This is a genomic window from Pseudomonas sp. GW823-FHT05G12 (assembly GCF_058795575.1).
In genome coordinates this window covers 2,866,895-2,879,217 of the sequence record NZ_CM179501.1, presented here as the reverse complement: position 1 = coordinate 2,879,217, position 12,323 = coordinate 2,866,895, and the positions used below count along the sequence as shown (strand labels likewise).

Here is a 12,323-nt window from a genome sequence, read left to right as displayed (position 1 = left end):
TGGCATCTTTTCTTGTCTCTGATTCGACAATGGAGCGCTGAGATGTTTGTTGATATGGCTGCCTTCACGCCGTGGTCGGCATTGGCAGGCGGGGCATTGATCGGTTTGGCCGCCGGGCTGTTCGCCGTTGCGAACGGGCGCATCGCGGGCATCAGCGGTTTGCTCGGTTCTATGCTGCAAAGTGGCGGGGAAGGGCGGGGCGAAAAAGTGTGCTTTTTGCTGGGACTCATTGCCGCGCCACTTTCCTGGCAACTGTTCTCAGCAATGCCTCCCGTTCATTTCAGTGTGGCGCCTTGGCTGCTTATGGTCTCGGGAATTCTGGTAGGCCTCGGTACCCGCTATGGCAGTGGCTGCACCAGTGGCCATGGCGTTTGTGGCTTGTCACGCCTGTCGCCTCGTTCTGCAGTGGCGACGCTGTGCTTCATGGCAGCAGGCTTTGCCACGGTCTTCGTGGTCAGGCATGTACTTTCAGGAGCATGAAATGAAGCGGATCAGTGGCTTTATCGCAGGGTTGCTGTTCGGCATGGGGATATTGCTATCCGGTATGGCAAACCCTGCCAAGGTGCTGGGGTTTCTCGACATTGCCGGGCAGTGGGACCCGTCGCTGGGACTGGTCATGGTGGGTGCGATAGGTGCCGCACTGTTGCCGATGACTTGGGCGCGACGTCATACCACGGCCTTGCTGGGAGGTAAGATACAGCTGCCTGCCAGGCGCGACATCGACCGTCGACTCGTCGGCGGGAGCCTGGTTTTCGGCATAGGCTGGGGGCTTGCCGGCGTATGTCCGGGGCCGGTGCTGGTGTTGCTCGCCGGGGGGTACTGGCAAGCCTGGCTATTTGTGCTCGCGATGCTTGCCGGTATGGGAGTGTTTAATGTTGCGGAAGCGTTTCGCAGCCGTCATCAGGGCAGGGTTTGACGGTAAACAACTTAGTTCTGGTCGATATCAGAATAAGGCACTTATTGAGTGTAACTCTACTAAATGAATATTTAGCGTAGTTATTTCTTGTGTCCATATTATAAGGGCAGGGTAGCTCATCTGTTGAGCTAGGGGTAGCTCATGCGTTATCGCTAACGCCACGATTGCACGCTAGCGTTCAAGAATGAGCTACCTCCGGCGGCAGTCACCACCAACGACCACCATTTAATGACTCACTTTCCAGGCTGGATGCTTGAAAGCGCCCGTTACTACCTCAAGGCCGCTGAGCTTTTAGACGCCCAAAACCTCCTGCATGTCGCCATGGTCAATGCAGCGATCGGTATGGAAATCCTGCTGAAAAGCTTTATTTCCGTGCCAGATCAGCACGAAGGTACGTCCGGCGAAACCTATAAGCTTGACGTCGAAGCACTCAAAACGGCTCACCAATACCTGCAGTCAATCGGCAAGATTCCACCCAAACAAAAGCGTGACGCTCACGATCTGCTGACACTGTTTCACGCGATGCCTGCAGCTATTCGCGAGAGCCTGGCCCTGAACAGCCAGGAACACTCATTCGAGCGGTATTGCGATGTGTTCACCATCGCGATGTGTTCACCAACAGCCGGTATCAGCACGAGTCGGCCAGCTGGAAATTTGCCGATCCAGTGCTGATGAGGTAGCTGCGGTGGACGTTGGCCAACGTGGTTGGCTACTACAAGGAACGAGGCTCGCAGGATCCGTTCGTGCCGAGTTACATCGCTGAGGTCCAAGCTTGATCTGCGGCCCAGTAATCGAGGCCCGTGGCCTGGCTTTAAATCTGCCCACCCACGGCCCCGGTAGCTCCATACAAAGGTGCTCATAATGCATATTATGTTAAATCAGGTACTACGTCAGAAATGCTCTTGAGCTCCCTTGGATTCGGCGCCGCGTCTTTTTACTTAGACGACTCCTCGGCGCCAGCAACCCTGATCAAGTATGTTTTAGCAGTTGCAGCAAACCTTCCACATCAGCTAACGCTGGAGCATGGGCTCCGGCATGGCGGCAAGATATGGATGCGCAAGCCGCTGAAAATTGCAGGCGCTCTCTCAAGTCCGCGATCCCCAGCAGCTCCGCCGCCAGCCAACCAGCCATACAAGCGTCTCCAGCTCCAACCGTGTCCTCCACCTTCACGGCAATCGCCGGCTGTTCGAGCTGGCTGTCCGGGGTATGGAGAATTATCCCGTGTTCCCCTCGAGTAAAAAGAATCTGCGCCTGAGGATTAAGAGCGCGAAGCTCATCTATTGCCTGGTGTTCTGTCAGCCCTGGATAAATTTGCCGAAGGTCTTCGTCGGAAAGCTTAACCATGTCAGCAAGAGTGGTCATCTTAGGGAAGGTCTGCTCCCGATAATGGCTATCCATTAAATTGCGCCAGTTCGGATCATAGCTAATCCGTTTACCGACTTCTTTGGCCTGCTGAGCAATTTTAACCAGCCTGTCTGCAAGTGGCTGTCGAGCCAAACTGATGCAACTGAAATGACACAGCTCTGCCTGGTTGATCCATCCTTCTGGCATCAGATCCGGATCAAAAAACAGATCGGCATCTCCGGCAAAAAAGTACCTTGGAGGACGGCTAGATGGAATGATGGCGACCAAAGGATCTCGGTCTACCCGTTGGATAAACCTCATATCCAATGCTGCCGCTTCCGACTGCGAAACGATCTCGTCACCCAGTGAATCCATGCTCACCGACCCAGCAAAAGCGCTGCTGACACCCAAGCGACTTAGCGCTCGTGCAACGTTCCAGGGAGCACCACCCGGGTAGCCCATCCACTGCCCAGGAGTGCCTTGGACAAGATCGGTCAGGGCTTCACCAAACACTACTGCGCGAGGCAATACCATCGTCATTTCCTCAATTTTTTTGTCGTAGGGAACTGCTGGCTGATCAGATTCGACCGGTAATCACTTACTCAGTGCGCTTTGATGAAAGGCAGGGTTTGTTGAGGTTAGTGAAGCTCTCATAACCAACCTCAAAGCAGATGTTGGCCGCACGCGTTCAAACATTAAAACCAGGTTTCCATTTGTATACCGTACTGCCATACACCTCCGCCTTCGAAGTCCGTCATGCCAAAGGAGTCTGTGGTACTGAACCTGTCCAGATCCGAAGACCAGTTCATGAAGCTTGCGAACACTCGCAATTCAGGACGCGTAAGAAGATCTCCGACCTCAGGTTTGAATGTCGGGGCGACAGTGAATTTCCAAAAGTTACCGTCGACCGCACTACGTTGTAGATAGTCCTTCGGGTCCAGGTTCATGGTTTGCCAGCTTATTTCGTAGGCCATCTCGAAATTTCTGTTGATTTTATTGGCCAAGCGCATATTCAGGGTCAGCCAGCGGTAGTCGTCACCCTCGACGTATATATCCTTGCTCTGTTCGGCCAGCACGCTGGGGCCGATACGCCAGTCGGGCGCAAGTGATGTCTCACCGTAAAGTGCCAGACGCAGAGCGCGGGCATCGTCTATGAGTTCGCCATCTGAGCCGATGTTCTTGACCTCTGCCCCCAGACCTTGCCCATAGAGCAGCGCCGTTTTGAAGAAGCCTTCCCTGCCGAAAAAGTTTTTCTGGTGGTTGGCCAGCATGCTGTGCAAGCCGGAGTCCGCAGGCTTCAGGCCCGCTTCATTGGTGCGAGTGCCAAAGTCGTTTTTCTTTGAGCCAATGCCATTGAACATCCACTGCCACTGACCATTATCGAAGAACTGGTTGGAGGTGAGGATGTAGCTTTCCACATCGGCATTGAGACCGTCCTCGCTGAAATCCCCGTAGTTACGCCCGATCAACGAGTAATTCGAGCGCCAGTTCTTGTTCATCTGTACGTCGTAGATACCACCCCCGGTGCCGGCCAGAAAGACGACGTCCGAGTCCAGCCAATGGATATCGAAGTTGTCCCTGTCGAATCGCTTGCCTGCCCACAGGGTGGCGTTCTCGAACATCGAATTGCCCTTGAATGCGGCGAGATGATCGAGTTCCGCAAATACCTGGCGTACGTTCAGGTTACTTTCAGCGGCCGTCCAGTCATTGGAGCTTTCCACGCCATCGGCGATGGAAACGGTGAATTTGGAATGGGTGCCGTTCTGCGCATAGGCTTCTTTCGACAGGTCTATACGCATGTAAGTATCGTCTTCATTACCCAGTCGCCCGACTGCGCCACCGACTGAACCGGCAGGCGTTGTATAAGGACCGCCCCGCCCGCCCCCCAGGCCATCGTTGATCAGCAATCCGGAGCGGGCGTAACCCTTGAAGCTGAACCCGTCGGTGAGGTGCCCGGTACTGCCCTCCTTCTCCATGCTTTGCTGACGGGCTTCGAGTTTTGCCAACCGCGTATCCAGACTGGGCATCACAGTGGTGGTCGCAGTGGACGCAGAAGGCTGCAAGGCGGCAGTGGACTGTTTGAGCTGCTGCAGTTCCCTGGCGAGCGCCTGGGTTTGTTGTTCGGCGGCGGCTGCACGTTTTTCCGCAGCGGCGGCACGGGCTTCAAACGCGGCCATGCGCTCTTCCAGAGTCGCGGCCTGAGCGTTGGCCGCCGAGGTGCCGAGTACGCCTGCGAGTACCCAGCTTGATGCTTTCTGCATGGGGGATTTCCTGTTTTGTTTTTATTTTTTGTCCTGCGACCGGCCTCTTTTTTCGTGAAATGTTGATTGTCGAAATCCACAAAAAAAAGGATGCCTCATCGCTAATACGCTGCTACATTTGGCGATGTTAACGTTAACTTTTCTAAAAACAAAAATAAAGAGGGCTACATGAAACAGCTCAAAACACTCTTTCCAGCAGCACTGCTTGCCCTTTGCGCCGGGCTTCCATCCCTCTCCAGCGCAGGCAATCTGACGATTTCCTGCGGTGCGGTGGGCGCGGAATTACAACTGTGCAAAGAGGCCGTCGAGGCGTGGTCTCAACAGACCGGCAATCACGTCGAGGTGGTGTCCACGCCTAACTCGGCAACCGAGCGGTTGTCGTTCTATCAACAGATCCTCAGTGCGCAGTCCAGCGACATCGACATCATTCAGATCGACATGGTGTGGCCGGGGATGCTGGCCAAGCATCTGCTGGATTTGCGCGAGGTGCTACCCGCCGATGCAACCCAAGGCTACTTCCAGGCGCAGGTGGACAACGCCACGGTGAACGGACGGCTGGTGACGATGCCGTGGTTCACCGACTCGGGCCTGCTGTATTACCGCAAGGACTTGCTCGAGAAATACAACAAGCAAGTCCCCCAGACTTGGGAGGAAATGACCGCAACCGCCAAGGATGTACAACAGGCCGAGCGCAATGCCGGCAACGCCAACGCCTGGGGGTACATCTTTCAAGGGCGTGCCTACGAAGGCCTGACGTGTAACGCGCTGGAATGGATCAGCAGCCAACCGGACGGCGGCCTGGTCAATCCACGAGGCGACATCGTGGTCAACAGCCAGGCCTCAAGAGCGGCGTTGACCCTGGCCAAAAGCTGGGTAGGCGACATCTCCCCGCGTGGCGTGCTCAATTACACCGAGGAAGAAGGACGCGGCGTATTCCAGTCGGGCAATGCGCTGTTTATGCGCAACTGGCCTTATGTCTGGGCCTTGGTGCAAAGCCAGGACAGCGCCGTAAAGGACAAGGTCGGGGTCGCTCCCCTGCCCCGCGGCGGCGAGGCCGGCAGCCATGCATCCACCCTCGGAGGCTGGGGCCTGGCAATATCGCGCTACAGCGCCCATCCCAAACTTGCCGCCGAGCTGGTGAGCTACCTGACCAGTGCCCAGCAGCAAAAACATCGTGCCCTGATAGGCGCCTATAACCCGGTTATCGAGTCGCTGTATCGAGATCCCGAGCTGCTCGCGGCCATGCCTTATTACGCTCAGCTGCACAGCATTCTCAACGACGGGGTCATGCGCCCCGCTTCAATCACTGCCGCTCGCTATCCACGGGTCTCCAATGCGTTCTTCGATCGAGTGCACGGCGTTCTGGCAGGCGAGTTGCCCGTCGAACAGGCGCTGGCCGAACTGGAAAGCGAACTCACACGCATCAAACGCCGGAACTGGTAGGCCACAAGGAAGAAAATTACCATGCCTGTCTCTACTACCCATGCCTCCTGTGACGAGCGCCTGCTCACCAGGGAAACGCCCATACAGAGTCGCCGAGTACGCGCCGCCTGGCTATTTCTGACACCGATGTTGCTGTGTCTGACCCTGGTGGCGGCATGGCCGCTGCTGCGCACATTCTGGTTCAGCCTGACCGATGCCAGTCTGGCGGACAGCAGTGGCGGTTCCTTCGTAGGCTTGAGCAATTACCTGTTCCACGACGGTTCCAACTGGTCGGGCATCCTGGTCGATCCACAATGGTGGAACGCTGTGCGCAACACGTTGTATTTCACTGTGGTTTCGGTGGGACTGGAAGTCATCCTTGGGCTGTCGGTGGCGTTGCTGTTGAACATCCAGTTCACCGGCCGTTCCCTGGTGCGTGCGTTGATTCTGATTCCCTGGGCGATTCCGACCATTGTCTCGGCGAAGATATGGTCATGGATGCTGAACGACCAATTCGGCATCATCAATCACCTGATGCTGAGTCTCGGCCTGATTGCCGCTCCTCTGGCCTGGACGGCAGATGCGGATCTGTCGATGTGGGCAGTGATCATCGTCGACGTGTGGAAGACCGTCCCTTTTGTCACGCTGCTGATGCTGGCGGCCTTGCAGATGTTGCCGAGTGATTGCTACGAAGCCGCCAGGGTTGATGGCATTCATCCGCTGAAAGTGTTCTGGCGTGTCACGCTTCCCCTGTTGATGCCTGCATTGTTGGTGGCCGCGATCTTCCGCATCCTCGATTCCCTGCGGGTATTCGACGTCATCTATGTGCTGACCTCAAATTCTTCTAGCACCATCAGCATGTCGGTCTATGCCCGCCAACACCTGGTGGAGTTCCAGGATGTTGGCTACGGCAGCGCGGCCTCGACTCTGCTGTTTCTGGTGGTTGCGGTAATCGCCATGCTTTATCTCTACCTCGGACGCCGTCAAATGGAGGTTCGATCATGAGCCAGCGCCTACTGAAAAAATCGCTGTTGCGCCTCGGATTCTGGTGTCTGATCGGAGTTTTGCTGCTGTATGCGGTCTTCCCTTTCTACTACGCCATCGTGACTTCGCTGAAGCCGTCCAGCACCTTGTTCGAGGTGAGCTACTGGATCGAAAACCCCGACTTCTCCAATTATGCGGCGGTACTTCACCAAGCCTCATTCCTGCGGGCAATTGGTAATTCGCTGGTGGTTGCGCTGTGCGTGGTGACGCTGGCGCTGTTCCTCAGCCTGACCGCTGCCTATGCCTTGGGCCGGGTGAAATTCCGTGGGCGTGGGACAGTATTGATGATGGTCCTTGGCGTCTCCATGTTTCCCCAGGTCGCGGTGCTGTCGGGGCTGTTTGAAGTGGTCCGCGCCCTGGGCCTGTACAACACGTCCTGGGCGTTGATCCTGAGCTACACGATTTTCACCCTGCCCTTCACCGTCTGGGTGCTGACCACGTTCATGGGGCAATTGCCCCATGAACTGGAAGAAGCGGCAATCATGGATGGTGCTTCGCCCTGGGTCACGCTGACCCGCGTGCTGTTGCCGCTGCTCTGGCCCGCCCTGGCCACCACCGGTTTATTGGCCTTCATCGCAGCGTGGAACGAGTTCCTGTTTGCCCTGACCTTCACCCTCACCGACACCCAACGCACGGTGCCAGTCGCCATCGCCTTGATTTCCGGCGGCAGCCCCCATGAGCTGCCTTGGGGGCTGTTGATGGCCGCATCGGTGCTGGTCACCGTCCCGCTGGTGATTCTGGTGCTGATCTTCCAGCGCCGAATCGTTTCCGGTCTCACTGCCGGCGCGTTAAAGGGTTGATGCCCAACAAATACAAGGAACAGCATCGTGATCAAATTGAAACTGGACAACGTGAACAAACAACTGGGTGGCGTGCGGATTCTTCGCGACATCAACCTGGAGATCGCTGCGGGTGAATTCGTAGTGTTCGTCGGCCCATCGGGCTGCGGAAAGTCGACCCTGCTGCGACTGATCGCCGGACTGGATTCGATCTGCGCCGGCGACCTGCTGATCGACGGGCGACGGGTCAACGACCTGGAGCCGCGCGAACGTGGTGTCGGCATGGTGTTTCAGTCTTATGCGCTGTACCCGCACATGAGCGTTTACGACAACATCAGCTTTGGTCTCAAACTGGCCAAGACCGATAAGACCAGCCTGCGCGAGCGCGTGCTGAAAACTGCGCAGATCCTGCAATTGGACAACCTGCTGCAACGCAAGCCAAAGGAACTGTCTGGCGGCCAGCGTCAGCGTGTGGCGATGGGCAGAGCCATGGCGCGGGAACCGGACATCTTGTTGTTCGATGAGCCGCTCTCCAACCTGGATGCTTCCTTGCGGGTGCAGATGCGCAACGAAATCGCCCGGCTGCATGACCGACTGGGCTCGACCATGATCTACGTCACCCACGATCAGGTGGAAGCAATGACCCTGGCCGACAAAATTATCGTGCTCAATGGCGGGCGCGTAGAGCAGGTCGGTTCACCGCGCGAGCTCTATGAACGCCCAGCGAGCCGCTTTGTCGCCGGTTTTCTCGGTTCGCCGAAAATGAATTTTCTACCGGCACGCCTGCATGCCCCGGGCGAAACCAGCCTGGTCGATACTCCCGTTCTGGGTATGACCGCCCTGCCCTTCGACAGCTCGGATCTGGCGGCGGGCACGCTGCTGAGCTTGGGGATTCGCCCGGAGCACGTATCGCTCAAAGCGGCGGAAGAAACCGCCGGCATCGTCGTGATGGGGGTCGAGTACCTGGGTAGCGAAACGTATGTGCACCTCGAAACAGGTCAGGACGAGCTTCTGATTTGTCGTTGCGAGGTCAACGCCGGATGGCAGGCAGGCGATCGGGTCGAACTGCAACTGGACACAGACCACCTGCACCTGTTCGACGCCGACGGCACGGCCTTGAAGCGCCACCCACAAGCCATTGAAAACCTGCCGAATGACCTTTCTCTGCGTTCAGTCCGAGCACACGCCCTATGACCTTGTCTTTGAATACCATGAGCGACCCGATGTCTTCTTCCCTTGACCTTGCGCAGCGTGCACTGAGTGAGGGGATATCGCGCGTCATCCACGATTATCGCCCGGGCTATCATATTGCGCCGCCGGCAGGCTGGATGAACGACCCTAACGGGGTCGTGTACTTCCGTGGCGAATATCACGTGTTCTATCAGCATTATCCCTTCGACGCGAAATGGGGCCCAATATATTGGGGCCACGCCAAGAGTGCCGATCTGGTTCATTGGCAGCACCTGCCCATTGCACTGGCACCCGGCGATGACTTCGACTGTGACGGTTGTTTTTCCGGTAGCGCCGTGGTGTGTGGCGATACCCTGGCCCTGATCTACACCGGGCACACCTGGCTGGGGGAAGTGGGTGACGAGCGCTTCATCCGTCAAGTCCAGTGTCTGGCAACCAGTAGCGATGGCATCCATTTCGTCAAACATGGCGCCGTCATCGACACCGCGCCGCACAACACCATCATGCACTTTCGCGATCCCAAGGTATGGCAGGAGGATGACTATTGGTACCTGATTGCCGGCGCACGTCTGGGCGATGTGCCGTTGCTGCCGTTGTACCGCTCCACGGATCTGCACGTCTGGGAGTTCCTTGACTATGTGTCCGGCGGCGGCGAGGGTGATGGCTATATGTGGGAATGCCCGGATCTGTTTCGACTGAGTGGGCGCGATGTACTGCTGTACTCGCCCCAAGGCATGCAAGCCGAAGGTTACGACCGCCTCAACAAGTACCAGACGGGTTATCGAGTGGGCCGACTCGATAGCGAATGGCACTTCACGGGAGGGCCTTTTATCGAGCTGGATAACGGCCATGATTTCTATGCTGCGCAAACGCTACTGGCCGCTGATGGTCGGCGCCTTGTGTGGGCGTGGCTCGACATGTGGGAAAGCCCGATGCCGAGCCAGGACCATCACTGGTGCGGCATGCTCGGCTTACCGCGCGAACTTGAACTGTGCGCCGATCGCCTTTGCGTGTATCCGGCACGGGAGCTTACCGCCCTACGCAAGACGCCATTACCGAGTACGCCCTGGTGGGATGAGGCGGGGTCCCGATGGGTGCCGGACGTGAAAGGCGATATGCTCGAAATCCACGTGCATCTGGACTTGCTCGGCTGCACCGACGGCCACCTGGGAATTGCCTTGCGCTGCAGCGACGATGGCCGTGAAGAAACCCTGCTCTACTACGATGCATCACTGCATCGCCTGGTGCTTGACCGTAGCCGCTCGGGTGCGCAAGTCACAGGCCAGCGCAGCGTATCGATAGACCCGACACAAGAGCGACTTGAACTGCGCGTGTTCCTCGATCGCTCCTCCATCGAGGTATTCGACGAAAACGGGCGCTTCAGCCTCAGCAGTCGCCTCTATCCGCGGCCCGACAGTCTGGGCGTGAAGCTTCTGGCTAGGGGGAGTGGCGGGCGTGTCTCGATCCCCAAGGCGTGGTCTCTCGGTTCTGGATGGCTGTGAGACAGCGTCATTCGAGTCGCGAGAAGTCCGGGCAATGTGTCATGATTCGGCGTCAACCTGACCGATTTCGCCTCACATGACTTCAGTGAAAGACGTTGCACAGCTGGCCGGCGTGTCCCTGATGACGGTTTCTCGAGCGCTCAACACTCCGGAAAAACTGAGCGCCGAAACCCTTCTGCGGGTGCGTCGTGCCATTGATGAACTGCAATTCGTACCGAGCCTGTCGGCGCGCAGGATGCGCGGCGACAACCTCCAGTCGCGAACCATCGGTGTGTTCGCGCTGGACACTGCGACCACACCATTTGCGGTCGAGCTGCTGCTGTCCATTGAGCAGACCGCGCAGCAAGCCGGCTGGAATGTCTTTATCCTAAACCTGTTAAGCAACCCGCCCACTGACCAGAACATCGACCTAATGCTGTCGCACCGTCCGGACGGCTTGATCTTCAGCGCCATGGGGTTTCGCCAGGTGTGCATTCCCGAGCGGTTGAAGAGCAAACCACTGGTACTCGCCAATTGCCTGACCGATGACAGTCGCCTGGTGAGTTATGTGCCAGACGACGAAAAGGGGCAGTATCGAGCCGTACATCACGCGTTAAGCCAAGGCTATCGGCGCCCGCTGTGTATCAATCTGCCAAAACAGAGTCTGGCCTGGGGCTTGCGACAAAAAGGCCTGCAACGTGCCTGTCAGGAATTCGGCCTAGCGCCTGACACACTCCTGCAATACGACCTTTCCGATCATGACGCCTACGGTGAAACCGCAGCCATCCTCGACCGACATATCATCGAAGGTCGCCCCCAATTCGACATTCTGATCTGTGGCAATGACCGTATTGCCTTTTGTGCCTATCAGTTGTTGTTGGGCCGTGGCCTGAAGATTCCCGCCGATGTCGCTGTGCTCGGCTATGACAACATGATCGGCATCGCCGAACTGTTCATCCCACCGCTGACCACCGTGCAATTGCCATATTACGAGATCGGTCGCAATGCTGCCCGGCACCTGATCCAGGCCCTCGAGGTATCGGGAGCCCAGCCAGTTGATTGTCCGTTGGTGGTCAGGGCATCACTATAAGAATCAGTAAAGCGGACAGGCGCTCATGAAGCAATGCGCCGGCCCACTCATGAACGAATGACAACGCCTCGGAGCCCAGCTCCGTGCTCCCTACAGTGATGTCAACGAGGGAAATAAAGTTCAGCTCAAAAAACAAGGCGAAGCTGCGCTAAACCGGTGAACCATTTACATGGCCGACACGTCCACCACAAAAGAACAATGAGTCGACATAAAAATGGCAACGGATCCCGTATTGGCCGTGCTCGGCTACCTCAAAGACCACCATCTGGTACTTACCACTGCCGAATCCTGCACAGCAGGCTGCATGGTCGCTCTGCTAGCGGCATTCCCAGGCACAGGCGAGGTACTGGAAAGCGGCTACGTCGTGTATTCGCCCTCCGCCAAGAAGCGTCTGCTAGGTGTAAGCGCGCAAACCATCGAACGGTACGGGCTGACTAGCGAACCAGTCGCATGGGAGATGGCCCTGGGGGCGTTGAAGGACAGCGATGCCAATGTCGTTATCGCAACTACGGGTGTAGCCGGGCCTGACCCAGCATCCGGGGTTCTACCCGGCACCCTTTGCTTTGCGTGGGCTTTTGCCGGCGAACCGATAGCCGTGTTTACCCGTACCCAGCGTTTTTTTGGTGAGCGAGCGCAAGTCATGCACGACGGCGCCGTCTATGGACTGACGCGCCTGATCCATTATCACGAGCGCTGGCTTCGTGGGGAGCGCGCCTGAAGGGGGCAGGTAATGACAGGCATGGAGGCGACTTTTGACATCGAATACTGCAGGTGAATCCCTCGACGACCCTCCTC

The 12,323-nt window shown here is 57.2% G+C and carries 12 protein-coding genes; 10 read left to right on the top strand and 2 right to left on the bottom strand.

Annotation, left to right across the window (positions count from 1 at the left end; genetic code table 11):
• The first annotated feature begins 42 nt into the window (after positions 1 to 42).
• The 3 genes from AC3RCM_RS12955 (at position 43) to AC3RCM_RS12945 (ending at position 1,588) form a co-directional block, all read left to right on the top strand.
• Positions 43 to 480 carry a YeeE/YedE family protein gene (locus AC3RCM_RS12955; RefSeq protein ID WP_064492067.1) on the top strand — a complete coding sequence of 146 codons (438 nt, stop codon included), beginning with the start codon at positions 43 to 45 and terminating at the stop codon, positions 478 to 480.
• A gap of 1 nt (position 481) precedes the next feature.
• On the top strand, positions 482 to 916 hold the full coding sequence (locus AC3RCM_RS12950; RefSeq protein ID WP_064492068.1) for a DUF6691 family protein: 435 nt from the start codon (positions 482 to 484) through the stop codon (positions 914 to 916).
• A 228-nt stretch (positions 917 to 1,144) separates the two neighbouring features.
• Positions 1,145 to 1,588 (top strand): hypothetical protein, encoded by a 444-nt coding sequence (locus AC3RCM_RS12945; RefSeq protein ID WP_231114284.1) that lies wholly within the window; start codon positions 1,145 to 1,147, stop codon positions 1,586 to 1,588.
• 297 nt (positions 1,589 to 1,885) lie between these two features.
• Here the strand turns inward: AC3RCM_RS12945 and AC3RCM_RS12940 are convergent, their stop codons facing one another.
• A complete protein-coding gene (locus tag AC3RCM_RS12940; protein WP_064492069.1) occupies positions 1,886 to 2,794 on the bottom strand; it encodes a carbohydrate kinase family protein in 909 nt (302 codons plus the stop codon).
• A gap of 161 nt (positions 2,795 to 2,955) precedes the next feature.
• Positions 2,956 to 4,521, bottom strand: coding sequence for a carbohydrate porin (locus AC3RCM_RS12935; RefSeq protein ID WP_492629660.1), 1,566 nt, complete (start codon positions 4,519 to 4,521; stop codon positions 2,956 to 2,958).
• Between the two features lie 168 nt (positions 4,522 to 4,689).
• Here AC3RCM_RS12935 and AC3RCM_RS12930 point away from each other — a divergent pair, with 168 nt between their 5' ends.
• From AC3RCM_RS12930 to AC3RCM_RS12900, 7 genes are all read left to right on the top strand, one after another.
• Entirely contained in the window at positions 4,690 to 5,964 is a 1,275-nt protein-coding gene (locus AC3RCM_RS12930; RefSeq protein WP_020191097.1) for an ABC transporter substrate-binding protein, read from the top strand.
• A gap of 21 nt (positions 5,965 to 5,985) precedes the next feature.
• Positions 5,986 to 6,948 (top strand): carbohydrate ABC transporter permease, encoded by a 963-nt coding sequence (locus tag AC3RCM_RS12925; protein WP_064492071.1) that lies wholly within the window; start codon positions 5,986 to 5,988, stop codon positions 6,946 to 6,948.
• A complete protein-coding gene (locus AC3RCM_RS12920; RefSeq protein ID WP_064492072.1) occupies positions 6,945 to 7,787 on the top strand; it encodes a carbohydrate ABC transporter permease in 843 nt (280 codons plus the stop codon). Before AC3RCM_RS12925 ends, AC3RCM_RS12920 begins: the two co-directional genes overlap by 4 nt.
• Before the next feature lie 27 nt (positions 7,788 to 7,814).
• Positions 7,815 to 8,960 (top strand): ABC transporter ATP-binding protein, encoded by a 1,146-nt coding sequence (locus AC3RCM_RS12915; protein WP_064492073.1) that lies wholly within the window; start codon positions 7,815 to 7,817, stop codon positions 8,958 to 8,960.
• A complete protein-coding gene (locus AC3RCM_RS12910; RefSeq protein ID WP_081273227.1) occupies positions 8,957 to 10,459 on the top strand; it encodes a glycoside hydrolase family 32 protein in 1,503 nt (500 codons plus the stop codon). Before AC3RCM_RS12915 ends, AC3RCM_RS12910 begins: the two co-directional genes overlap by 4 nt.
• Positions 10,460 to 10,535: 76 nt before the next feature.
• Positions 10,536 to 11,528, top strand: coding sequence for a LacI family DNA-binding transcriptional regulator (locus AC3RCM_RS12905; protein ID WP_020191092.1), 993 nt, complete (start codon positions 10,536 to 10,538; stop codon positions 11,526 to 11,528).
• Positions 11,529 to 11,742: 214 nt separating this feature from the next.
• Entirely contained in the window at positions 11,743 to 12,246 is a 504-nt protein-coding gene (locus AC3RCM_RS12900) for a CinA family protein (protein WP_020191090.1), read from the top strand.
• The last annotated feature ends 77 nt before the right edge of the window (positions 12,247 to 12,323 follow it).